The sequence below is a fragment of the Flavobacterium sp. genome (assembly GCF_965284515.1).
Classification (GTDB): Bacteria; Bacteroidota; Bacteroidia; order Flavobacteriales; family Flavobacteriaceae; genus Flavobacterium.
This window is the reverse complement of the sequence record NZ_OZ260089.1, coordinates 277,311-299,259: the sequence shown is the minus strand read 5'-3', so window position 1 is coordinate 299,259 and position 21,949 is coordinate 277,311. Positions and strand designations below refer to the sequence as shown.

Annotated in this window: 24 protein-coding genes; 9 read left to right on the top strand and 15 right to left on the bottom strand. The window is 30.6% G+C overall.

Annotated features, from left to right (window positions below):
- Window position 1 precedes the first annotated feature (1 nt).
- The 3 genes from ACQ65T_RS01465 to ACQ65T_RS01455 are packed head-to-tail and all read left to right on the top strand — an operon-like array spanning window position 2 to window position 3,079.
- Window positions 2–604, top strand: a complete 603-nt coding sequence (locus tag ACQ65T_RS01465) for a SprT-like domain-containing protein (RefSeq protein ID WP_430399339.1) — start codon at window positions 2–4, stop codon at window positions 602–604.
- Window positions 605–633: 29 nt separating this feature from the next.
- The gene (locus tag ACQ65T_RS01460) at window positions 634–1,689 is read left to right on the top strand and encodes a mannose-1-phosphate guanylyltransferase (RefSeq protein WP_430399338.1); all 1,056 of its coding nucleotides are present in this window, start codon (window positions 634–636) and stop codon (window positions 1,687–1,689) included.
- A 7-nt stretch (window positions 1,690–1,696) separates the two neighbouring features.
- Window positions 1,697–3,079 carry a DUF389 domain-containing protein gene (locus tag ACQ65T_RS01455; RefSeq protein ID WP_430399337.1) on the top strand — a complete coding sequence of 461 codons (1,383 nt, stop codon included), beginning with the start codon at window positions 1,697–1,699 and terminating at the stop codon, window positions 3,077–3,079.
- Here ACQ65T_RS01455 and ACQ65T_RS01450 read toward each other — a convergent pair.
- Together ACQ65T_RS01450 and ACQ65T_RS01445 are read right to left on the bottom strand one after the other, a co-directional pair.
- On the bottom strand, window positions 3,076–3,846 hold the full coding sequence (locus ACQ65T_RS01450; protein ID WP_430399336.1) for an ABC transporter ATP-binding protein: 771 nt from the start codon (window positions 3,844–3,846) through the stop codon (window positions 3,076–3,078). The genes ACQ65T_RS01455 and ACQ65T_RS01450 overlap by 4 nt on opposite strands.
- On the bottom strand, window positions 3,843–4,592 hold the full coding sequence (locus ACQ65T_RS01445) for an MlaE family ABC transporter permease (protein WP_430399335.1): 750 nt from the start codon (window positions 4,590–4,592) through the stop codon (window positions 3,843–3,845). The genes ACQ65T_RS01450 and ACQ65T_RS01445 overlap by 4 nt, the downstream gene beginning before the upstream one ends.
- Window positions 4,593–4,846: 254 nt before the next feature.
- Between ACQ65T_RS01445 and ACQ65T_RS01440 the strand changes: the two genes are divergently transcribed.
- Window positions 4,847–5,314 carry a hypothetical protein gene (locus ACQ65T_RS01440; protein ID WP_430399334.1) on the top strand — a complete coding sequence of 156 codons (468 nt, stop codon included), beginning with the start codon at window positions 4,847–4,849 and terminating at the stop codon, window positions 5,312–5,314.
- On the top strand, window positions 5,283–5,723 hold the full coding sequence (locus ACQ65T_RS01435; protein ID WP_430399333.1) for a T9SS type A sorting domain-containing protein: 441 nt from the start codon (window positions 5,283–5,285) through the stop codon (window positions 5,721–5,723). Before ACQ65T_RS01440 ends, ACQ65T_RS01435 begins: the two co-directional genes overlap by 32 nt.
- A 78-nt stretch (window positions 5,724–5,801) precedes the next feature.
- On the opposite strand, the gene ACQ65T_RS01430 is transcribed toward ACQ65T_RS01435, so the two are convergent.
- Together ACQ65T_RS01430 and ACQ65T_RS01425 are read right to left on the bottom strand one after the other, a co-directional pair.
- Entirely contained in the window at window positions 5,802–6,707 is a 906-nt protein-coding gene (locus ACQ65T_RS01430) for a DUF6268 family outer membrane beta-barrel protein (RefSeq protein WP_430399332.1), read from the bottom strand.
- A gap of 142 nt (window positions 6,708–6,849) precedes the next feature.
- The gene (locus ACQ65T_RS01425; protein WP_430399331.1) at window positions 6,850–7,701 is read right to left on the bottom strand and encodes a glycosyltransferase; all 852 of its coding nucleotides are present in this window, start codon (window positions 7,699–7,701) and stop codon (window positions 6,850–6,852) included.
- Between the two features lie 116 nt (window positions 7,702–7,817).
- On the opposite strand from ACQ65T_RS01425, the gene ACQ65T_RS01420 reads away from it, so the two are divergent.
- Both ACQ65T_RS01420 and ACQ65T_RS01415 read left to right on the top strand, forming a co-directional pair.
- A complete protein-coding gene (locus tag ACQ65T_RS01420; protein ID WP_430399330.1) occupies window positions 7,818–8,699 on the top strand; it encodes a glycosyltransferase family 2 protein in 882 nt (293 codons plus the stop codon).
- Window positions 8,699–10,180 carry a lipopolysaccharide biosynthesis protein gene (locus ACQ65T_RS01415; RefSeq protein ID WP_430399329.1) on the top strand — a complete coding sequence of 494 codons (1,482 nt, stop codon included), beginning with the start codon at window positions 8,699–8,701 and terminating at the stop codon, window positions 10,178–10,180. Before ACQ65T_RS01420 ends, ACQ65T_RS01415 begins: the two co-directional genes overlap by 1 nt.
- Here the strand turns inward: ACQ65T_RS01415 and ACQ65T_RS01410 are convergent.
- Together ACQ65T_RS01410 and ACQ65T_RS01405 are read right to left on the bottom strand one after the other, a co-directional pair.
- Window positions 10,155–11,213 (bottom strand): 3-oxoacyl-ACP synthase III family protein, encoded by a 1,059-nt coding sequence (locus tag ACQ65T_RS01410; RefSeq protein WP_430399328.1) that lies wholly within the window; start codon window positions 11,211–11,213, stop codon window positions 10,155–10,157. The genes ACQ65T_RS01415 and ACQ65T_RS01410 overlap by 26 nt on opposite strands.
- A 130-nt stretch (window positions 11,214–11,343) precedes the next feature.
- Entirely contained in the window at window positions 11,344–11,712 is a 369-nt protein-coding gene (locus ACQ65T_RS01405; protein WP_430399327.1) for a group III truncated hemoglobin, read from the bottom strand.
- Window positions 11,713–11,788: 76 nt separating this feature from the next.
- On the opposite strand from ACQ65T_RS01405, the gene ACQ65T_RS01400 reads away from it, so the two are divergent.
- Entirely contained in the window at window positions 11,789–12,313 is a 525-nt protein-coding gene (locus ACQ65T_RS01400; RefSeq protein ID WP_430399326.1) for a hypothetical protein, read from the top strand.
- A gap of 70 nt (window positions 12,314–12,383) precedes the next feature.
- Here the strand turns inward: ACQ65T_RS01400 and gcvP are convergent, their stop codons facing one another.
- Window positions 12,384–15,227: an aminomethyl-transferring glycine dehydrogenase gene (gene gcvP / locus ACQ65T_RS01395; protein ID WP_430399325.1), complete on the bottom strand. Its 2,844-nt coding sequence runs from the start codon at window positions 15,225–15,227 to the stop codon at window positions 12,384–12,386.
- A 147-nt stretch (window positions 15,228–15,374) separates the two neighbouring features.
- Between gcvP and ACQ65T_RS01390 the strand changes: the two genes are divergently transcribed.
- Window positions 15,375–16,199, top strand: a complete 825-nt coding sequence (locus tag ACQ65T_RS01390) for a hypothetical protein (RefSeq protein WP_430399324.1) — start codon at window positions 15,375–15,377, stop codon at window positions 16,197–16,199.
- On the opposite strand, the gene ACQ65T_RS01385 is transcribed toward ACQ65T_RS01390, so the two are convergent.
- The 8 genes from ACQ65T_RS01385 to purE form a co-directional block, all read right to left on the bottom strand.
- Entirely contained in the window at window positions 16,170–16,625 is a 456-nt protein-coding gene (locus ACQ65T_RS01385) for an SRPBCC family protein (protein ID WP_430399323.1), read from the bottom strand. The genes ACQ65T_RS01390 and ACQ65T_RS01385 overlap by 30 nt on opposite strands.
- A 3-nt stretch (window positions 16,626–16,628) precedes the next feature.
- Complete coding sequence (locus ACQ65T_RS01380; RefSeq protein ID WP_430399322.1) at window positions 16,629–17,015, bottom strand: hypothetical protein; 387 nt, start codon at window positions 17,013–17,015, stop codon at window positions 16,629–16,631.
- Between the two features lie 9 nt (window positions 17,016–17,024).
- The gene (locus ACQ65T_RS01375; RefSeq protein WP_430399321.1) at window positions 17,025–17,369 is read right to left on the bottom strand and encodes a hypothetical protein; all 345 of its coding nucleotides are present in this window, start codon (window positions 17,367–17,369) and stop codon (window positions 17,025–17,027) included.
- Window positions 17,366–18,277 carry a TIGR01777 family oxidoreductase gene (locus tag ACQ65T_RS01370; RefSeq protein WP_430399320.1) on the bottom strand — a complete coding sequence of 304 codons (912 nt, stop codon included), beginning with the start codon at window positions 18,275–18,277 and terminating at the stop codon, window positions 17,366–17,368. Before ACQ65T_RS01370 ends, ACQ65T_RS01375 begins: the two co-directional genes overlap by 4 nt.
- Window positions 18,267–18,620, bottom strand: a complete 354-nt coding sequence (locus ACQ65T_RS01365) for a hypothetical protein (RefSeq protein WP_430399319.1) — start codon at window positions 18,618–18,620, stop codon at window positions 18,267–18,269. The genes ACQ65T_RS01370 and ACQ65T_RS01365 overlap by 11 nt, the downstream gene beginning before the upstream one ends.
- Before the next feature lie 57 nt (window positions 18,621–18,677).
- Complete coding sequence (locus ACQ65T_RS01360; RefSeq protein ID WP_430399318.1) at window positions 18,678–19,184, bottom strand: GbsR/MarR family transcriptional regulator; 507 nt, start codon at window positions 19,182–19,184, stop codon at window positions 18,678–18,680.
- A gap of 102 nt (window positions 19,185–19,286) precedes the next feature.
- Complete coding sequence (locus ACQ65T_RS01355; RefSeq protein ID WP_430399317.1) at window positions 19,287–21,314, bottom strand: M3 family metallopeptidase; 2,028 nt, start codon at window positions 21,312–21,314, stop codon at window positions 19,287–19,289.
- A 148-nt stretch (window positions 21,315–21,462) separates the two neighbouring features.
- Complete coding sequence (gene purE / locus ACQ65T_RS01350; protein WP_430399316.1) at window positions 21,463–21,942, bottom strand: 5-(carboxyamino)imidazole ribonucleotide mutase; 480 nt, start codon at window positions 21,940–21,942, stop codon at window positions 21,463–21,465.
- Window positions 21,943–21,949 lie beyond the last annotated feature (7 nt).

The window sequence follows — 21,949 nt, the reverse complement described above, 5'->3', positions numbered from 1 at the left end:
TTTGAGTAACGTTTTACAAAAATATCTTCCTGAACACGCTGTTCAATCTTGTTTTGAGTTAATCAAAGCAAATCACGTACATTTAAAAATTGTAAATGAACGGGTAACTCGTCATGGCGATTATAGGAAAGACGCTCAAGGTTATCATTTAATTACGGTGAATGCCAATTTAAATAAATACCGTTTTTTAATGACTTTAATTCATGAAATTGCACATTTAGTTGCTTTCGAAAAATACGGACGATTTATAAAACCCCATGGAGAGGAATGGAAATTAACTTTTCAAAAATTAATGGTTCCTTTTATTCGACCAGAAATATTTCCAAATCAATTGTTGCCTTTGTTGGCACGTCATTTTAGAAATCCTAAAGCCAGCAGTGATACCGATGCAACTTTATCTTTAGCTTTAAAGCAATTTGATGAAGAACAAAACGATAAAAATTATATATTTGAATTACCATACGGAAGTCACTTTAGAATCCATAATGGTAGAATTTTTAGAAAAATAGCACTTCGAGTAAAGCGTTATGAGTGTTTAGAATTAAGTACTGGTAGAGTCTTCTTGTTTCAACCTAATGCTGAGGTAGAGTTATTACCTAGTTAATTGCTTTAATAGCATTGAAATTAAAAAAAATGAATAAAAATTATTACGCAATATTAATGGCCGGTGGAGTTGGTTCTCGTTTTTGGCCTGTAAGTACAACAGATTTTCCTAAACAATTTCACGATATGTTAGGAACTGGAGATACTTTAATTCAAAAAACATTCAGCCGATTATCACAAATAATACCAAAAGAAAATATTTTAATTCTAACAAATGAGCGTTACAATAGTTTGGTTTTAGAGCAGTTGCCTTTGGTGAAACAAGAGCAAATAATATTAGAACCAGCTATGCGTAATACGGCTCCTTGTATTTTATATGCTTCTTTAAAAATAAAAAAGCAAAACCCAAATGCTGTAGTGGTTGTTGCGCCAAGTGATCATTGGATTGAAGACGAAGTACAGTTTGTTGCTAATATTCAACGTTCATTTGATTTTTGTGAAATCCAAGATTCATTAATGACATTAGGTATTGTTCCTACTTTTCCAAATACTGGTTATGGTTATATTGAATTTGATAAGCTTGATAGCAGACCTATAAAAAAAGTAGCGCAATTTAGAGAAAAGCCAGATTATCATACAGCAAAGCAATTTATTCAAAGTAGAAATTACCTATGGAATGCGGGTATATTTATTTGGAGTGTTAAAGCGGTTTTAGAAGCTTTTGAATCTTTTCAGCCAAATATGTTTGCTCATTTTATGAATGGATATGATGTATATAATTCAGAGAAGGAACAAGAATTTATAAATGAACAATATCCTTTAACTGAAAACATATCAATAGACTATGCAATTCTTGAAAAGGCAAAAAATGTATTTGTTTTACCAGCAACTTTCGATTGGAATGATCTGGGAACATGGGGCTCTTTATATGATAAATTGCCAAAAGACAAAGATGAAAATGCAATTGTGAATGCTCAAGTTTTATTAGAAAACGCGACTAATAACATCATCCGTACAGACGGTAAGAAAACGGTTGTAATAGATGGCCTAAATGACTATATTATTGTAGATAGAGACAATGTATTAATGATTTATCCTAAAAGTAAAGAACAAGACATTAAGAAAATAGTTTCAAAACTTAAATAATCATATTATGGAGAATAATCAAAATATTAATATTGTCGCAATTATTAAAAAATATTTGCTTGAAATTTTTGATATTTCTTCTGATACTGATAAAGAAGCTACCATTCAAGATATTAAAAATGGAGTTTATGTAAAAGGTCAAATTGCCTGGGTTCTAATTTTTTCCATTTTAATTGCTTCTGCTGGTTTAAATACAAGTTCAACTGCTGTAGTTATTGGTGCCATGTTAATATCGCCTTTAATGGGTCCAATATTAGGTATGGGTCTTTCGTTAGGGATAAATGATATAGATCTTTTAAGAAAAGCATTAAAGAATTTTGCTGTAATGGTAATTCTCAGCATTTTCACTTCTTTTTTGTTTTTTAGCATTCCTATGTTTCAAGATGAAACACCCGAGCTAGTTGCTCGTACTATTCCTGATGTTCGCGATGTAATTATTGCGCTTTCTGGAGGTTTAGCTCTTATTGTTGCACTAAGTAGAAGGAATAAATCATTAAATACAATTGCAGGTGTAGCCATTGCAACAGCATTAATGCCACCACTTTGTACAGCGGGTTATGGATTGGCAACAGGAAAATGGGCTTTTTTTGGAGGTGCAATTTTTTTGTTTTCAATTAATACTGTTTTTATAGCTTCTTCAACTTTTATTGTTGTTCGATTTTTAAAGTTTCCTTATGAAGCCTATGCAAACTCTAAACGAAGAAAAACAATATCTCAAGTAATTACAGTTTTTGCAATTGCTATTTTAGTTCCTAGTATATATATGTTTTACAACCTGTATAAAAAGTCCGATTTTACTCAAAAAGTGACCAACTTAATTGAAAAAGTAAAAGCTGAAAAAGGTATTTTAATACTAGATGTTGACGTTCATTATGCAACAAAGAAAATTGAATTTGCAGTAATTGGCAAAAGCCTTTCTAAAGAAGATATTTCAAAATTTGAAGAAGATATGAAACAAATGGGTTACGAGAAATGTAACTTCAAAGTAATGCAAAACGCTGGAAATATTGAAACGCTTAATAAAATTAATGAAATTGAATCGTCATTTTTATCCAATCAACAATTATTAGTTAAGAAAGAAGCAGTTTTGCTTGAAAAAGACAGGGAAATTTTTGATTTAAAAAATCAGTTAGTTGCAAAAAAAGAATCAGATTTTCCTTTTATTGATATAGCAAATGAAATTAAGTCTTTGCAAAAAGAAATTAGCGAAGTAAGTTATGCTAATGCTATAAAGACAAATTTTACATCTACCGATACAATTCCGGTTTTTCAAATTAAATTCAATAATGGCTTCAACAGTAAAGAAAAATTAAAAAGTACCGAAACGCTTCAAAATTGGTTGCGAACAAAGCTAAAAAACGAAAAAATTATTGTTGAACCGAGTAATTAATTCGCATCATCTTCTAAATACATTTTTCGTACTCTTTTGAATAATTCAGATGAATACACAAAGTCTGTAACCGCTTCATTATCAGTTTTAAAAATTTCTTTGTTAGAACCTTCCCATTCTAATAATCCATTTTTAAGGAAAGTGATTTTTTCACCAATTTCCATAACCGAGTTCATATCGTGTGTATTAATAACCGTTGTAATGTTGTATTCTTTAGTGATTTCCTGAATTAAATTGTCAATAACAATCGCTGTTTTTGGATCTAAACCTGAGTTCGGTTCATCACAAAAAAGATATTTCGGATTGTTTACAATTGCTCTTGCAATAGCAACACGCTTTTGCATTCCACCAGAAATTTCAGAAGGTTTTTTAGCATGTGCATTGACAAGGTTTACACGTTCAATTACAAAATCAACACGTTCTTTTATTTCTTTAGGTGTTTTATTAGAAAACATTTTCAATGGAAAACCTATGTTTTCTTCAACCGTCATGCTATCAAACAAAGCACTTCCTTGAAAGACCATTCCTATTTCGGTTCTTAAAGCACGTTTCTCATCATTAGATAATTCACTATAAATTCTTCCGTCAAAAGAAATGGTTCCAGTTTCGGGCGTATGAATTCCTAAAAGCGATTTTAAGAAAACTGTTTTTCCAGAACCACTTTGACCAATAATTAAATTAGTTTGTCCGGCTTCAAAACGAGTACTGATTCCTTTTAATACTTTTTGGTCACCAAAAGTTTTTTCTAAATTCTTAACTTCTATCATGCGCTTAAAAGTATTTGGGTTAAGATATAATTCATTAAAATAATTACTACAGATGACCAAACAAACGAAACCGTACTTGCTTTACCAACTTCAAGTGCTCCGCCTTTCATGTAAAAACCATGAAAAGAAGGGATGGTAGCTAAAATAATTGCAAACACAAAGGTTTTAATGAATGCATAAGCAATATGAAATGGAATAAAATCTACTTGTAAACCGTTTACAAATTCATTACTTGATGAAAAACCGCCATAAACTGCTGCTAAATAACCGCCAAAAACACCTAAAAACATACTGAGTCCAATAACAAACGGATACAATAAAAGTGCTATTATTTTTGGAAAAACTAAATAGTTTAAAGAGTTAACTCCCATAACTTCCAGTGCGTCAATTTGTTCTGTTACACGCATAGTTCCAATGCTAGATGTTATGAACGAACCCATTTTACCCGCCATAATAATGGAAATAAAAGTAGGAGCAAACTCTAAAACGATTGATTGTCTTGTTGCAAAACCAATTAAATATTTTGGAATTAAAGGATTCGTTAAGTTTAAAGCCGTTTGTATAGAAACAACTCCACCTACGAAAAACGAAATAAAAGCAACAATTCCAAGAGAGTCAATTATTAAATCGTCAATTTCTTTTAAAATTAATTGTTTCATTACGCTCCATTTAGTAGGCTTATTAAAAACCTCTTTAAGCATAATAAAATATTTTCCTATTTGCGATAAATATCGAATGAGCATCATAGTGTATGAAATATCTTCAAAAATAGTAATTTAAGACGAGTTATAAAGTAAGAGGCATAAGTTTTTTGGGCGTAACCCTAAAGGGTGGTGTCATTCGCTGTATCTTTTATTTCGTTTGCCATGTCGTTTCTCCTCGCAATCATAAATAAAAGGATGTCGCTACTATCACTTACGCAGATTCGTATTTTCCACTAGTTTTCTTTGGTAATAAAAGAGTATATTATTATGTTTGATATAATGTTAACATTTTAGATGTGCAACTAATAAATAAAGTAAATAGAGGAATTAAAATAGTGCAATTTTTTGCCCTTTTTTCACCTTTTGCAATATTCTCCCAAATTAACACACCTGAAGATTGTATTGATGCTTACAGAATTTGTGATGCTACCCAGAATTACTATTTTGAAGTAAATGGTATAGGAAATATTGATGATGCTAATGGTGCTATGGGATTGTATTGTTTAAGTCATGCAAATATAGCACAATGGGAAAATAACTCCGCTTGGTTTATATTTACCGCTCAATATTCTGGCGAATTTGGATTGTTAATTTGCCCTGATATTACAACAGAAGATTGGAATTGGGCATTATTTCATAACAATCCTAATTGTAGCGATTTAGCTAATAATACGTATTGGTTGCGATGCAATTCAAGTTCACCTGAAGTAAATATTGAAGGTTGCACGGGAATTGGATTCAAAAACGGTTTTTGGGGGGGCTAATGAATTGCTCGCTTATGTTAATATAACGGCTGGCACTACTTATATTTTGCATGCGGTATGTAGAAATTCATTTACAGGTTCACCGCCAAGTCGTGCAACTTTAAGTTTTCAAGGGCAAGTAGTAACAGACCACCCAGATGTTTTTAATTATGCGGGTTGCACCATGAGTGCAGAAGATTTTGAAACTACCACTGCAACGGTTTACCCAAATCCTTTTAACAACAGCTTACACATAGAAAGTACTACGGCATTTAAAACCATGGAGTTGTATGATGTGTTGGGCAAACAAATTATTAATCAACCTTTTGTAAATCAACTTAATACATTAAATTTAGCACAAGGCATGTATTTCTTGCGTTTAATTACTCAAGAGGGAGCAGTTTTGGTTAAAAAAGTGGTTAAGGAGTAAAATCATTTGTATTATATACATAAAAAAAGCACCATATATTTATTATACAGTGCTTTTTATAAATTAATAATCAATAATTTATTCTTTCTTTTTAATATCAAATCTATAAATAATGTCTCCTCCAAAAAATAAACCTGCAGCAAATTCCGAATTTAATCTTGTTCTATCATCGCCACCTAATTGAACGGTTAAAACTTGTACACCTATTGTGTCGTCTGAGCTGTATAATCCATAGTCAGTAGTGTCAAGTCCAACTTTTGCTCTTAACAACAAGGCGTTGTCTAGCAAACCATAAGAGGCATACATAGCTAAACGAATAGATTCTTCTTGTACATAAAAATCTGAATTGAATTCTGAAAGATTATATGATTTTATTGATGTTAGCAAATCAGAACCTACACTAAATTTGCTAGATAAAGCATAATTAATGTCCATTCTTATTGGCAATGTTGCATTTATGTATAGTTTTTGGTTTTTAGATCTGTGCCAAAGTCCAATAATTGGCGTTAATGTTGTTCCAAAATTTTCAGTAGAACTGTATAAACCAAATTTATATTTTAAATTCTCTTTAGCTTGATAATCAAGAATAGCTATTCCACCAAATTGAAAATCATTTGAGCCAATATTATTAAAATCAGAAGCAATTTTAGGTAAGAAAACATATGTTCCCGACCATTTTTCTGAATGTTGATATTTCACACCTAGGTTTAAGCGAGTCATTGTTAAATTACTTCTGTCTGAAAAAGGTGTAAGGTTTAATGCTGTGTTTTCTGCTGTTATTCCAGTAAGAACAACTAGTTTTTCGTTAATTACTGAAGGATAATATAACTCAAAGTTTAAATTGTTTGCACTTGTTTCATAGTCGTTGTCCACATTTCCTAATGTAGCATTATGACTTGTAAATTTTACGATGTCAACATAATCTTGTGCTTGTATTGACACACAAACTAAAAATGTTAAGTATGTAATGATTTTCTTTTTCATGTTTTATTTTTTTAAATTTTATTCAATATTCTGAATAAAATTTTAATAAAAATTTAAAATACTATTAAAAGAATTCATTGTTTGTATAAACTATTTTTATACTTATGCTAAAATAGATAAAAAACGCTTTATGTTTTTTAAATTAAAACAACTTCTCTTTCATTTTTTTCCAACGGTATTTTCTAATAAATTTTGCTTGTTCATTTGTGACTAATAAACCAATTTTTGAAGATTTTGCTTTCCAGAAACCCTTTAAGTAATCTATAAATAATAAAGGTTTCTTTTTTCGTAAGGCTAATTTTAAAGAAGCAATTGTTGTAATCGTAAAACCGTAACCTAATCTGTAAAATGCTTCGCCTTGTTTATAACGAGAAGCTTTGTTGTAATTAGCTCCTGTAGGTTTTAAATGTTTTACTTGTAGGCTTTCATCAGTGACTACTTTCCATTTGTAAAATTTACATAATAGTTCGTCAACAGTGTCCCAACCCATTGCTGGTTTTAGTCCGCCAATTTGCTCAAAACACGCTTTTTTATAGGCTTTAAATGCGCCACGAATATGGTCTTTGTCTGTAAGGTTTTCTAAAATCCATGCTCCTTTTTTTTCTATGTAGGCAAACCCGCCAACCATTCCGGTTGATTCATCCGACTGAAAATGTTCAATTATGGTTTCAAAGTAATTTAGAGGAAATATTAAATCGGCATCTGCCTTAACAATAATGTCAAATTCCTCATCAATGAATTTTAATCCATAATTAAAGGCATTAATGACCTTGCTTCCTGGTAAATGTACTGCTTCCGATTTTATGGAAATGCTAGAAATGAAATTTGGATAATTAGCACAATATTCACTTATGATTTTTTGAGTATCATCTGTAGAATTATCGTTAACAACAAGAATGTTTTTAGGTAAAATCGTTTGATTTACTAAAGAATCTATTGTTAATCCAATAAATTGTTCCTCGTTATGCGCAGGAATGATAATTTGATAATTCATTTTCATTAATTATTGCATCTTAGAACAGTCAATTTGATGTAAAAAACTGTTTCTTGCACACAAAAGTAAACAAATAGTTACATACAGAATAAATATCATTATTTTTGTTTGGTAAAATGAGTTTTGTGGAGAAAAAAATAGTTGTACTAATTGTTACTTATAATGGAGCTAAATGGTTGAAAAAATGTTTTCAGTCGATAGAAAAATCCAATTATAAGGTAACTACAATTGTGGTTGATAATTGTTCTACTGATAATTCGGTAGAAATTATTCAATCGTTTCCTGAAATTCAATTGATTCAATCTGCCGAAAATTTAGGTTTTGGGAAGGCCAATAATATTGGAATTCAAAAAGCCATCGAACTTGGTGCTGATTATGTTTTTTTACTCAATCAAGATACTTGGGTTTTTCCAGAAACCATTTCAAATTTAGTTGAGGTTGCTGAGTCGAATAAACAATTCGGAATTATAAGTCCGCTTCATTATTCAGGCGATGAAGTTTATCTTGATGAAAGCTTTGAAACGTATTGGAAAAGAAAAACAAATTCAATTACAGACAATGTTGATGAAGTTCCGTTTGTAAACGCAGCAGCTTGGTTACTTTCGAAAAAGACAATTGAAAGAGTCGGCTATTTTGAACCATTGTTTCAACATTATGGAGAGGATAGGAATTATACCGACAGAATTTTGTTTCACAAATACAAAACAGTTGTCGTTAAAAATTCAAGAATTTGCCACGATAGAATTATTACACGTAACTTTAAGAAAGATTGTAAACAAGCAAAATTTAGAATCTTAGCTGAGGTTTTAAACCCAAGTAGCAATATCATAATTAGTTATTTAAAAGGATTTATGTCGGTTTTAGGATTGCCAAAATACTTTTTAAAGTTTTATTCTTTCTCGAAAGTGTTTCAAATGTTTTTACAATTATTAGGATATTACACACTTTTAAAATTTCATTTTTTAACAATTATTAAAGCTCGAAGAAGTTATACCTAATGCAAGAAAACAATTCACATAAGCAAGCTTTTTGGTTTACCATAATAAATTATGTGGGAATTGTTATTGGAGTTTTTTCAACGATATTCGTATATCCAAATGACAAAGAGTTTTTAGGAATTGTTCGTTATGTAGACAGTATTGCCCAAATTTTATTTCCGATTATGGTTTTTGGTGGCGCTCAAGCTTTAATTCATTTTTATCCTGATTTATCTGAAGCAAATAGAAAACAGCTTTTTAAATACGGAATGAGAACCATATTGCTTATAAGTTGTATTCTGTTTGTTGTTTTGTTTTTTGGAAATCAATTTGTTAGTTGGGACAATTATCACTACGTTTTTTATGCTTTTCCAATAGCTTTTTCATTAGCATTTGTAGAGCTTTTAAAACGTCAAGCAACAAATTTGCAAAAGTTGTCGGTTCCTACCTTTTACGAAAAGATCATTCCTAAATTGGCACTCCCAATTGTTTTTATATTGTTGCTTTCTGGGTATTTTGATGTAATAAGTAGTTTGATAGCTTTTATACTTTCTTACTTTTTTCTGTTGGCCTTGCTTTCTCTTTACTTATTTAGGCAATATAAAATCAACATGAATTTTGACTTTAAGTCATTATTCACTCAAATTTCTAAAAAGGATTATTATAAATACAGTTTTTATTCTTTTGTAGGTAGTTTTGGTTCTTTCTTTGCCTTTAGAGTCGATTCGTTTATGATTCCTGAATTTCTTTCGTTCGAAGCAAACGGAACGTATTCAATAGGAGTAATGTTGGCTTCTGCATTGGCTATTCCGGCAACGGGAATGTATGCTATTTATGCGCCACAAGTTTCCTCGCTTATCAAAAGCAACAACATAAAAGTTTTGGGAGAAAAATATATTGAAACGTCTAAGTTATTGTTTTTTATTGGAGCTATTTTATTTGGTTGTATTGTTTTGGGAATTGATTCGTTGTTTCAAATGCTTCCTACTTACGATAAATTAGTAGATTCTATTCCAATAATTGTCATTTTAGGAGCAAATGTGTTGTTCAATATGGCGACAGGCTTTAATTCTGAGATTATTTCGTATTCAAAATATTACCGATTTAATATTATATCGGTTTTGGTTTTAGTAGTAATAAACATCAGTTTAAATGTATATTTCTTAACGCAAACCAATCTTGGAATTATAGGCGTGGCTTATGCTTCTTTGATTGCAATGACGTTGTTTAATAGTTTTAAACTGTATTTTATTTATTCGAAATTTGGAATTCTGCCATTCGATAAAAAATACGGGCAATTATTTTTAACGATTTCAGCAATTACCTTTTCGATTTACTTATTGCCAGAATTTTCAAATCACTTTTTGAACTTGGTTCTTAAAGTTTTGTTGAATTCTATTTTGATTATAATAATAACCTATAAATTAAAACTGGTTTTTAGTTTGAATTTTTGGTTAGATAAGATTTTTGAAAAAATTAATATTGGTAAACAAAAGCGTTAATATTCATTCCAGCTCCAACAGAAGCAAAAATTAAATAATCACCTTTTTCAATAGATTGGTTCTCAATTTCACCGTTTATAAGTAAATCAAAAAGTGTAGGTACAGTTGCAACACTTGAATTCCCAAGTTTATGAATGCTCATTGGCATAATTCCTTCAGGAACAGATTGGTCATACAATTTATAAAATCGTTGAATGATGGCTTCGTCCATTTTTTCATTTGCCTGATGAATCAATATTTTTTTAATTTGATTAATCTCAATACCACTATTGTCTAGGCAGCTTTTCATGGCTAAAGGAACATTTGTAAGAGCGAATTCATATATTTTTCGGCCATACATTTTTATATAACGTACGTTTGTATCTTCATTTTTATTAAATGATTCGCCAAAATAGAGGTAATTTGACTCTTCAAAAGCATGTGTTGCAGATTCGTGAGATAGAATTCCTCCTTTTTCTTCAGTAAGCTCTATAATTGTTGCTCCGGCTCCATCAGAATAAATCATACTGTCTCTGTCGTGTTTGTCAACAACTCTAGATAATGTTTCAGATCCAATTACCAGACACTTTTTTGCTAAACCTGCTTTTATAAAAGCATTTGCTTGAATTACTCCTTCTACCCATCCAGGGCATCCAAATAGCACATCATAAGCAACGCATTTAGGGTTTTTTATTTTAAGTGAAAATTTCACACGAGTAGCTAAACTTGGTACTGTGTCAGATTGTATGGTTCCAAATTTTATATCCCCATAATTATGCGCAAAAATAATATAGTCTAAAGTTTCTGGATCAATATTTGCAGCCTTAATTGCTTTTTGAGCAGCAATTAAACCCAAGTCAGAATTTACTTGATCTTCACCCGCATATTTTCGTTCTTCAATTCCTGTTATTTCAACAAATTTTTTAGCAATGATTTCGTTAGAAGCTCTAAAGTTTGTTCCGTCTTCATTTAAAAATCTATGGTTAGAAAAATCTGAATTTAAAATTTTTTTTGTTGGAATATAGCTTCCAGAACCAGTAATTTTTACACTCATATTTGTGATATTATTTAGGCTAAAGTAATTATAATAAATTTAAAGATACGTCAAAAATATAGTATGCGTGCATATTATTAATTAAAATATATAATAACATAAAGATTTAGACTTTGTTTAAGGTGATTTTTCACAATTTAATTTGCATAATAGTTGCCATGCTTAAAGAATTTGTCTTCATTTGTTCAGCATATTTGCCTTTAAAATTTTCATCAATTGAGTTGTTTAAATGCAAGAGCCATCTCTCATAATGTTCTTTTTTTATGGGTGATTTTTCATGTATGTTTTTATGGATTTGAAACATATTATTACGATAACCACCTTTTAAAAATAAGGATTGCTCCCAAAAAGTTGCTAATATTTCAAAGTGAACTTCTAGATGTTTGTCTACGTTTGTTATTTTGGTAAAGAAATAATTTAAGGTTTCATCTGCTAAAAGTTTTTTATAAAATTCATTCATGATTAACAGAATGTCTTCTCTTGTTTCTATGTCTAGCATTTAATATTTTTTTAAAAAATTGGAATATTGTAAAATTATACTAAATTTGGATGAATTAATATTAATAAAAATTAAAATGAAAAAAATTATTTTTGCAGCAATTTTAATGCTTTCATCAGCTTTAACTTTTGCACAAGTAGACAAAATTTACAAACACAACGGAGAGGTTGTTGATGGTAAAGTTGTTAGGGTAGAAGAGTATACTGTTGTTTTTAAATACGATGGTGAAGATGCAGAAAATACTATTGGTAAATATGCAATTGAGAAAGTTGTTTACGGTAAATCTGGGAGAGTAGAAGAGGTTTCAGAAAAAATTGTTGTTAATGGTAAAGACGACTGGGAAAAGGTTGTAATTCTTGAAGAGAAGTCTTATATAGCAGGTTTGAAAAAAGGTGAAGAAGTAAGAGGAAAAACAGGATTGATCAATTATCATACAGGTAATACTGGAGATAAAAAAGCAGAGAAAAAGTTAAAAATTGCTGCTGCTGAAGCAGGATGTCCTTTTATTTTAATGACTGCTGATAAATCTACAGTTGGAGCTTCATCTAATAGTTTAGGAGGTTCTCAAAACATTAAAAAAGGTATTGGATATAAATACTAATATTTTTAAATGTAAATAAAAAAAGTCCTGATATTATCAGGACTTTTTTTATTTCAAAACATTATTCTTATTACATATAGGCCTCAATAGGAGCACAACTACATACTAAGTTTCTGTCTCCATACGTTTCATCTACACGACGTACGCTTGGCCAGAATTTATTGTCAGCAACATATTCTAAAGGATAAGCAGCCTTTTCTCTTGAATAAGGTAAAACCCAAGTATCGGCAGTTAGCATGTTTAGCGTATGTGGCGCATTTTTCAATACGTTATTCGGCCCTTCAATAGTTGCATCTTCAATTTCCTTGCGAATAGAAATCATAGCATCACAGAATCTGTCTAATTCAGCTACATCTTCTGATTCAGTTGGTTCAATCATTAAAGTCCCAGCAACAGGGAAAGAAACTGTAGGGGCATGATAACCATAATCCATTAAACGTTTTGCAATGTCAGAAACCTCGATTCCTTTTTCTTTAAATTGTCTACAATCTAAAATCATTTCGTGAGCTGCTCTTCCTTTTTCTCCAACATATAAAACGGGATAATGCTCTTCTAAACGTGCTTTCATATAGTTTGCATTAAGAATTGCATATTTTGTTGCATTTGTAATTCCCTCTGCACCTAACATACATATATAGCCATATGAAATTAAGCAAACTAATGCTGAACCGTATGGAGCTCCGGAAATTGCAGTAATCGCTTTTTCACCACCAACATTTACCAATGGGTTACTTGGTAAGAAAGGAACTAATTTTTCGTTCACACAAATTGGTCCTACACCTGGTCCACCTCCTCCATGAGGAATAGCGAATGTTTTATGTAAGTTTAAGTGACAAACATCAGCGCCAATTGTAGCAGGATTTGTTAATCCAACTTGAGCATTCATGTTTGCACCATCCATGTATACTAAACCACCATTGTCATGAATGATTTGTGTAATCTCTCTAATAGCACTTTCAAAAACGCCATGAGTAGAAGGATAAGTCACCATTAAACATGATAATTCATCTTTATATTGAATAGCTTTTTCTCTTACATCTTCCACGTCAATATTACCGTTTTCCATAGTTTTGGTAACGATAATTTTCATTCCAGCCATGGCTGCTGATGCAGGATTTGTTCCATGTGCCGATGCAGGGATTAAACAAACTGTTCTTTGATTGTCTCCTCTTGATTGATGATAAGCACGAATCGTCATTAAACCAGCATATTCTCCTTGAGCACCAGAATTGGGTTGTAATGTAGTTCCAGCAAAACCAGTAATTACATTTAGTTGGTGTTCTAATTTTTTAAGCATTTTAGTATAACCCTGTACTTGATCTAATGGAGCAAATGGATGAATAGTGTTCCAATAAGGCATACTTAAAGGCAACATTTCAGCAGCTGCGTTTAATTTCATAGTACAAGAGCCTAAAGCAATCATTGAATGATTTAACGATAAATCTTTACGCTCTAATTTTTTGATATAACGCATCAAACTTGTTTCAGAATGATATTTGTTAAATACTTCGTGTGTTAAGAATTCCGACTTTCTGTTTAAGTGCATCGGATAATTGTTTTCTAAAACATATTCAGAAACTTCAAAAGCTTCTTTTCCTAATGCTTCAGCAAAAATGGCAATTACTTCATTAACATCACTAAATAATATAGTTTCATTTAAAGAAATAGAAATTGTTTCATCATCAATATAGAAGAAATTTACTTCTTTACTTTCGGCAATAGCTTTTACTTTTTTAGCATCCGCTTTTACAACAATTGTATCGAAAAAGGCAGTGTTGGTTTGATAAACGCCTAATTTGTTTAAAGCATCTGCTAGAGTAGAAGCCATTCCGTGAACTTTATCAGCAATGTATCTTAAACCATTTGGTCCGTGATAAACCGCAAACATTCCAGCCATAACAGATAATAAAACTTGTGCTGTACAGATGTTTGAAGTTGCTTTTTCACGTTTGATATGTTGTTCACGTGTTTGTAATGCCATACGTAAGGCACGATTACCGTCTGCATCTTGAGATACTCCAATGATTCTTCCTGGCATTGAACGCTTGTACTCTTCTTTTGTTGCGAAATATGCAGCGTGTGGTCCACCATAACCCATTGGAATTCCAAAACGTTGTGTTGTTCCAACCACTACATCAGCGCCCATTTCTCCTGGAGGGGTTAATTTTACTAAGGATAAAATATCCGCAGCGACACCAACTTTTATTTCGTTTTCATTTGCTTTTTTAATGAAATCAGCATAATCATATACTTGACCATATTTTCCAGGATATTGAAGTATCGCACCAAAATATTCGTTAGAAAAATCAAATTCTTGGTGGTTACCAATAACTAATTCCACACCAATTGGAGTAGAACGTGTTTGAAGAACTGATAATGTTTGTGGTAAAATTTCTTCTGAAACGAAGAATTTACAAACATTGTTTTTCTTTTGATCACGAGAACGAACGTCAAATAATAAAGCCATTGCTTCAGCAGCAGCTGTGCTTTCGTCTAATAAAGATGCGTTTGCAATTTCCATACCTGTTAATTCAATAACAGTTGTTTGGAAATTTAAAATAGCTTCTAAACGACCTTGAGCAATTTCTGCTTGATAAGGTGTGTAGGCTGTATACCATCCTGGATTTTCAAAAATATTTCTTTGAATTGCTGGTGGTACGATTGTAGGATGATATCCTAAACCAATATATGATTTAAAAACTTTATTTGTTCTTCCTAATAAACGAATATGATTTGCATATTCATATTCAGTCATAATATGTTCTAATTCCAATGGGTCTTTCAAACGAATGTCAGATGGAATTGTTTCAAATATTAATTGATCTAATGTTTCAACACCGATAGTTTCTAACATTTTTGGCAAATCGTTTTCTCTTGGTCCTAAGTGTCTTAAGGCAAATGAATCTGTTTTCATAATCAAATAGCTGTAGGGTTATTCAGTTGTGTATTTGTTTGGCAAAAGTAATTATTAATCTTGTAATAATTTTGATTTAAAAAGCTATTTTTTGTGATTTTATGAACTAAATCGTATTCTTATTAACACATTGCTTATTTTTGTTTCATGCGAATTTTTAAAACCATTCTTGACTTTTATATTGAAAGTAGCCTCCACGTTGCTTTAGCAGTTTATGCATTAATTCGCATTACATTTTTTAAGTTAAACATTCCTTATGATGAACCGGTTGCTTATTTTGGTTTTTATGGAACTATTGTAGGTTATAATTTCATAAAATATGATGAACTAGCAAGAATTAAAAAAGTAGAATTAACAACCAAATTTAAGTTAATCATTGCTTTAAGTGTCTTGTCCTTTTTTGCGTCTGTATTTTATTTTTTACAACTTACTTTTTTTACACGATTAATTGGTATACTCGTGCTTTTAATTACAATTTTATATACTCTTCCCTTATTTCCTAAAAGAGAAAACATGAGAAATTGGAGTGGAATTAAAATTTATTTGGTAGCTATTGCATGGGTTGGTGTTACAGTTGTTTTGCCTGTTGTGAATAAAGAATTAGACTTTTCTTTTGAAATTGCTTTTAAATGTTTTCAGCGATTTTTGTTTGTTTTTATTTTGATGTTACTGTTTGAAATAATTGATTTACAGTTTGATGCAACTCCCTTGAAAACAATTCCACAACGAATAGGAATTCAAAAGACTAAATTCATTAACTATTTATTAATTGTGTTTTTTTTGTTGCTTGAATTTTTTACACCTAATTTTAATGGTAATCAATTTGTAGTTTCTCTGCTCGTTTCTTTTATTTTATTTGGGTTTACTTTTTTTGCAAATTCAAATAGAAATAAATACTATACTTCGTTTTGGGTTGAAAGTGTACCTTTCTTTTGGTTGGTTTTATTGTTGGTTTTCGGACAGCATTTTTAAACTTTGATTTCTTTCTAAAAGAAAATCTGTTAAATGTTTTTCCAATACTATTTTGTCAAATAGTTTTCCGAAAATTCCAAAAGGAGTTTCATACATTAATTTATCTTCCATTATCGTTGTTCCATTTTCATGTATAAAAATATGTTCGTGTTTGAATGTTTTGAAACAACCTTTTAACATCTCATCAGTAAAATGATTGGGGAATTGCATTTCAGTAATTTTGCTTTGATGTTGCAAGAATATTCCAAAATGTTTGCCTCGCCAAGTTACTGTTTCATTTATGTTTATTAATCTAGAGGTAACACCTGCAATTGCTTTTTCATTTGTTTTATGTGCAGTTTCTATATGAATAGTTATGTTTCTAGAATTGTTAAAAACAGTTTCAATAGGCGCTTTTATTTTAGTGATGAGATGAATAGTTGTCATAGTCTATTCTTTTATTAGATTTCTACTCATGATTTGTGATTCTTTAGCTTTTCTTTTTCCTCTAAAGAAGAAATATAAGTTTAAGAACAACATAATCCCTAAATAAATAGCAAATCCACCAATTTTATAACTTAAATCTTCAATTAATTCTTGGTATGAATTACTATATAAACTCATCTTTAGGATCATTAACGCCCATCCAAGATTTAGAAGGTAAAAACCAGTTTCAAATAATTTATTTGTTGCAACTGCAATTTCTTCTCGACCGTTAAAAATGTCGGTCATATAAACAATACTATTTTTGAATAAGGTTTTTGAAACGTAAATAGTAAGTCCAATTACTATTGGTAAATAAATTGCATAACCGATTAAAATTTTTGAAGTTTCCATAATATTATTTTAAATTAATTTTTTTACTTGTTTTGTTATGAGTATAATGTTTAAATAATGAAGTATCGCAATGGAACAAATTATGATTGCTGTTTTAAATGTTATGACTTCTAGTAATTCAGTGTAAGTCGTTATTGTATTCCATTGTACTAATGTTATGGCACAATAGCCTAGATTTATAAGATAATAAGCGCTTAATAAAACCTGATTTATTTTAAGACATAAACTTTCATGATTTGGAATTAATTGAGATACATAAATGTTTCCGTTTGTATAACAAATGTTCCCTACTTTTATAATTATCAAAGCAGTAATGCTTAAATAAATTAGGTAGCCAATTATGTTGAGGTTCATGATAATAATTTTTTAAATGCTTTTTCAATTGTTCCAAGTTTAAATTCAAAACCATTGTCTAGTAATCTTTTAGGTATTACATTTCTACTTTTCAAGACCAATTCTGGTTCTGTTTTTATAATTTCAGCTCCAAATTTTAGTAAGGATTTAGATAAAGGAATGCCAAATGGAATACCAATTTCTTTTCTCAACTGCTTCATGAAGTCTTTATTTTGAACTGGATTTGGAGCAACTACATTTACAACTCCAATCATTTTTTTTTTGATTATAAACTCAACTGCTCTTGCAAAGTCATCTTCATGGATGAAACTTACATATTGATTTCCTCTTCCGTTTTTTCCGCCAAATCCAATTTGTGTCAGTCTTTTTAAAGGAATAAATGCACCTCCTTTTTTACCCAATACTATAGAAGTTCTCAGTGCAGTTTTTAAAGAATTTTTGGTTGGGACTTCAAAAAAAGTTTGTTCCCAAGCTTTAGCGACATTCATTGAGAAATCATCGCCAATTTCTCCATTTTCTTCTGTCATTTGTTGTTCTTCCGAATGTCTGTATATTGTTGCAGTTGATGAATTCAACCAGTGTTTTGGTGGATTAGTACAACTTAAAACTGCTAGGTTAAGAATTGCTGTGCTGTCAATACGCGATGCTAGAATTTCTTGTTTATTCTTTTCGGTATAGCGACAATCTACCGATTTTCCTGCAAGATTTATTAAAGTATCAGCATTTTCTAATTCGGTTTCCCAACCAGTTAATGTTTTTGCATCCCAATGCACGTATTTAATATTGTTTCTGGTTTCAGATTTTCCTCTGGTAAGAATTACAATTTCTTCAAATTTATTTTTAAAATGGTTTAACAATACTTGACCTAAAAATCCTGTTCCTGCTACTATGATTAATTTATTTTTCATTTTGCTTTGTTATTTTATTTAATGTAATGGTGAAATATGTTGCAATACTCATAGGTATTATTATGATTGTAATTATTAATAGCAAATTATTGTCGTTAATGTCAATCCAATCATTAAAAAATGCTGTTGCTAAAGCTGAATAAAGAGCTAAATAAATCCAATAATTAATTATTTGATATTTCATTTTCTTTGTTAGGGATTCCATATTAAAACTAATATATAAAGCAATTAGTATTTGTACTGCGCCTAAAGCAATCTGTGCATACAAGCCAAAAATTACTGTTAGGTAAAGAAAAAGAGTTACTATGTAACTGAATTTATTTATTTTTTGTGCTATTCTCATATGTGTTATTTTTGAACTTTCAGAAAAAAATGAAAGTTTTAATTAAATTTTTTTAGTTTATTTTTTCATAATCTTTACAACTAGTTTGGCTAACCAATTGTCTTTATATTCAGTAATTTTATCTAAAACATTATCTGCTTTTAAAACAAAATCGTAAAGTTTTGTTGTTTGGTCAATAAAATGTTTCTCTTCAGCAGTTTTGTTTGCTTCAATAGAAGAAACTTCTTTTAAAACTTTCAAGGCTGGTTTAATTTCTCTTTTGCTTCTTTCTCTGGAAATTTTTACGGCTAATTCATCTAAATCTTTTTCAGCAGTAAAAAATTCTCTTCGCTCTCCCGCTTTATATTCTTTATAGACAATTCCCCAATCCATTAATGCTCTAATATTCATAGATGCATTTCCACGAGAAATTTGTAATTCTTCCATTATGTCTTCCATCGAAATAGCTTCGTTGCTAATCATTAATAAAGCATGAATTTGCGCCATGGTTTTGTTAATTCCCCATTGGCTACCCAATGCTCCCCATGTTTGAACGAATTTATTTTTTGCTTCTTTGAATTCCATACCACAAAGATATATAAAAGTTTTTAAAGTTTCAAAAAAAAATGAAAGTTTGTTTTAAAAAGAAACCGAAGCTAATTAAAACTTCGGTTTTTTATTATGTCTCTATAACAATCCTGCACGTTTTAGCAATGCCTCTGGTTGCGGCTCTTGACCTCGAAATTTTTTATACAATTCCATTGGTAATTCTGTTCCGCCTTTAGAAAGTACGTTTTCTTTAAATTTATTTGCAACTTCTTTATTGAAAATTCCTTTTTCTTGGAAATAAGCAAAAGCATCAGCATCTAAAACTTCTGCCCATTTATAACTGTAATATCCAGAAGAATATCCGCCTTGAAAAATATGAGAAAAAGAAACACTCATACAGTTTTCAGCAACATCTGGGTATAGTTTTGTGTTTTCAAAAGCAGCTTCTTCAAATTCTTTTACAGAAGTTATATCTTTTGGGTCATTACTATGGAACGCCATGTCCAATAAACCAAAACTTATTTGGCGCATGGTTGCAATTCCTTCTAAAAAGCTAGCACTTTCTTTTATTTTTTCTACATATTCTTGTGGAATAATTTCTCCTGTTTGATAATGTTTTGCAAATAATGCTAAAGCTTCGGGTTCATAACACCAGTTTTCCATAACTTGACTTGGTAATTCAACAAAATCCCAATACACTGAAGTTCCTGATAAACTTGGATAAGTTGTGTTAGCTAACATTCCATGTAAACCATGTCCAAATTCATGAAATAAAGTAGTTACTTCGTTAAAGGTTAAGAGTGAAGGTTTGCTTTCTGTTGGCGGTGTAAAATTACAGACGTTAGAAATATGCGGTCTTTCATTTACTCCATTTTTAATAAATTGAGGTTTATAGGAAGTCATCCAAGCTCCATTTCGCTTTCCTTTTCTTGGGAAAAAGTCGGTATAAAATAATGCAACAAGATTTCCTTCAAAATCTAAAACTTCAAAAGTTTGCACATCATCGTGGTATTTATCAATGTCAAAAACTTCCTTAAATGTAATTCCATATAATTTTTCGGCAATTGTAAAAGCACCGTTTAAAACATTTTCTAATTGGAAATAAGGCTTTAGTTTTTCATCATCTAAGCTGAATAATTTTTGTTTTAGTTTTTCCGAATAATAAGCACCATCCCATTTTTCTAAAACTTCAATTCCGTCTAATTCTTTAGCGAAAGCAGTTAATTCTGAAAATTCTCTTTCAGCTGCAGGTTTAGCCTTTTCTAATAAATCATTTAAAAATGACTTTACTTTATCAGGATTTTGTGCCATTCTTTCTTCTAAAACAAAATGCGAATGTGTTTTATATCCTAATAAATTGGCTCTTTCATGACGCAATTTGGCAATTTTTAAAACATTTTCTTGATTGTCAAATTTGTTATTTTGAAATGCTTTTTTTCCTGCTGCAATGGCTAATTCTTTTCGTAACTCACGATTGTCGGCATAGGTCATAAATGGAATATAACTTGGATAATCTAATGTGAAAACCCAACCTTCAAGTTCCTTACTCTTTGCTAAAGTTCTTGCAGCTTCAATTGTTCCTTCGGGTAAACCACTTAAGTTAGCTTCATTCGTAATATGTAACTGATAATTGTTGGTTTCAGCTAAAACATTTTCGCCGTAAGTAAGTTTCAATTTAGCTAAATCTTTATCAATTTCACGAAGTCGCATTTTTTTATCTTCAGAAAGTAAAGCGCCATTTCTTGCGAAACCTTTGTATTTTTTATCCAATAAAGTAGTCTGTTCTGTCGTTAAAGTCAAACTATCTTTTTGATCGTAAACGGCTTTTACTTTTTTAAATAAATCTTCATTTAATGTAATATCATTACTAAAAGCAGTTAATAAAGGAGAAACTTCTTGTGCAATTTTTTGCATTTCTTCTGAAGTTTCAGCTGAATTAAGATTAAAAAAAATACTTGATAAACGGTCTAGATTTTCACCTGCAAAATCAAGTGCCTCTATAGTGTTCTCAAAAGTTGGATTTTCAGTATTTTGAATAACTGCATCTATTTCTGCTTTTGCTTTTTCGATACATTCTTCAAAAGCAGGTTTGTAATCTGAAAGGTTAATCTTACTAAAAGGTGCAGAATTGTGTTTTGTATTGAATTTTTCTAAAAAAATTGTCATAATATTTTGTAATTATCGATAAAGTGTATATTTTTGTCGACGAAATGATGATGAAAGAGGCCTTTTTGTCCCAAACAAGAATTTTTTTTATAGTTGTCACTTAAATGTGAATAGATTTTCAGAAGCTCCAGAGATGGAGCTTCATTTTTTATAAACTTTCCGAAGCTTTAATTACCGCCTCTTTTAATCCTTGTTTGTATAAAATAATTTTGTCTAAAACGCATTTATCATGACTTCCAATAATTTGAGCAGCTAAAATTCCTGCATTTTTAGCTCCATTTAAGGCAACTGTTGCTACAGGAACTCCGCCTGGCATTTGTAAGATTGATAAAACAGAATCCCAACCATCAATAGAATTACTCGATTTTACAGGAACTCCAATTACCGGTAATGGACTCATAGATGCTACCATTCCTGGTAAATGCGCTGCGCCACCTGCTCCAGCAATTACTACTGAAATTCCTCTTGTGTGTGCATTTTGACTAAAGTCAAATAATTTTTCAGGCGTTCTGTGAGCAGATACAATATCTACTTCTACCTCAATATCAAATCCTTTTAATATGTCTATGGCGTCTTTCATTACTGGCATGTCAGAAATACTTCCCATTATTACGGCTACTTTACTCATTGTTTAT

What these genes read in the sequence shown, in the direction of transcription:
- ACQ65T_RS01415 (WP_430399329.1), top strand. Translation starts at nt 8,699, where the DNA reads ATGCAAGAAAACAATTCACATAAGCAAGCTTTTTGGTTTACCATAATA.
- purE (WP_430399316.1), bottom strand. Translation starts at nt 21,942, where the DNA reads ATGAGTAAAGTAGCCGTAATAATGGGAAGTATTTCTGACATGCCAGTA.
- ACQ65T_RS01445 (WP_430399335.1), bottom strand. Translation starts at nt 4,592, where the DNA reads ATGATGCTCATTCGATATTTATCGCAAATAGGAAAATATTTTATTATG.
- ACQ65T_RS01380 (WP_430399322.1), bottom strand. Translation starts at nt 17,015, where the DNA reads ATGGAAACTTCAAAAATTTTAATCGGTTATGCAATTTATTTACCAATA.
- ACQ65T_RS01430 (WP_430399332.1), bottom strand. Translation starts at nt 6,707, where the DNA reads ATGAAAAAGAAAATCATTACATACTTAACATTTTTAGTTTGTGTGTCA.
- ACQ65T_RS01370 (WP_430399320.1), bottom strand. Translation starts at nt 18,277, where the DNA reads ATGAAAAATAAATTAATCATAGTAGCAGGAACAGGATTTTTAGGTCAA.
- ACQ65T_RS01450 (WP_430399336.1), bottom strand. Translation starts at nt 3,846, where the DNA reads ATGATAGAAGTTAAGAATTTAGAAAAAACTTTTGGTGACCAAAAAGTA.
- ACQ65T_RS01425 (WP_430399331.1), bottom strand. Translation starts at nt 7,701, where the DNA reads ATGAATTATCAAATTATCATTCCTGCGCATAACGAGGAACAATTTATT.
- ACQ65T_RS01400 (WP_430399326.1), top strand. Translation starts at nt 11,789, where the DNA reads ATGAAAAAAATTATTTTTGCAGCAATTTTAATGCTTTCATCAGCTTTA.
- ACQ65T_RS01385 (WP_430399323.1), bottom strand. Translation starts at nt 16,625, where the DNA reads ATGACAACTATTCATCTCATCACTAAAATAAAAGCGCCTATTGAAACT.
- ACQ65T_RS01390 (WP_430399324.1), top strand. Translation starts at nt 15,375, where the DNA reads ATGCGAATTTTTAAAACCATTCTTGACTTTTATATTGAAAGTAGCCTC.
- ACQ65T_RS01405 (WP_430399327.1), bottom strand. Translation starts at nt 11,712, where the DNA reads ATGCTAGACATAGAAACAAGAGAAGACATTCTGTTAATCATGAATGAA.
- ACQ65T_RS01420 (WP_430399330.1), top strand. Translation starts at nt 7,818, where the DNA reads ATGAGTTTTGTGGAGAAAAAAATAGTTGTACTAATTGTTACTTATAAT.
- ACQ65T_RS01360 (WP_430399318.1), bottom strand. Translation starts at nt 19,184, where the DNA reads ATGGAATTCAAAGAAGCAAAAAATAAATTCGTTCAAACATGGGGAGCA.
- ACQ65T_RS01410 (WP_430399328.1), bottom strand. Translation starts at nt 11,213, where the DNA reads ATGAGTGTAAAAATTACTGGTTCTGGAAGCTATATTCCAACAAAAAAA.
- ACQ65T_RS01460 (WP_430399338.1), top strand. Translation starts at nt 634, where the DNA reads ATGAATAAAAATTATTACGCAATATTAATGGCCGGTGGAGTTGGTTCT.
- ACQ65T_RS01365 (WP_430399319.1), bottom strand. Translation starts at nt 18,620, where the DNA reads ATGAGAATAGCACAAAAAATAAATAAATTCAGTTACATAGTAACTCTT.
- ACQ65T_RS01355 (WP_430399317.1), bottom strand. Translation starts at nt 21,314, where the DNA reads ATGACAATTTTTTTAGAAAAATTCAATACAAAACACAATTCTGCACCT.
- gcvP (WP_430399325.1), bottom strand. Translation starts at nt 15,227, where the DNA reads ATGAAAACAGATTCATTTGCCTTAAGACACTTAGGACCAAGAGAAAAC.
- ACQ65T_RS01375 (WP_430399321.1), bottom strand. Translation starts at nt 17,369, where the DNA reads ATGAACCTCAACATAATTGGCTACCTAATTTATTTAAGCATTACTGCT.
- ACQ65T_RS01455 (WP_430399337.1), top strand. Translation starts at nt 1,697, where the DNA reads ATGGAGAATAATCAAAATATTAATATTGTCGCAATTATTAAAAAATAT.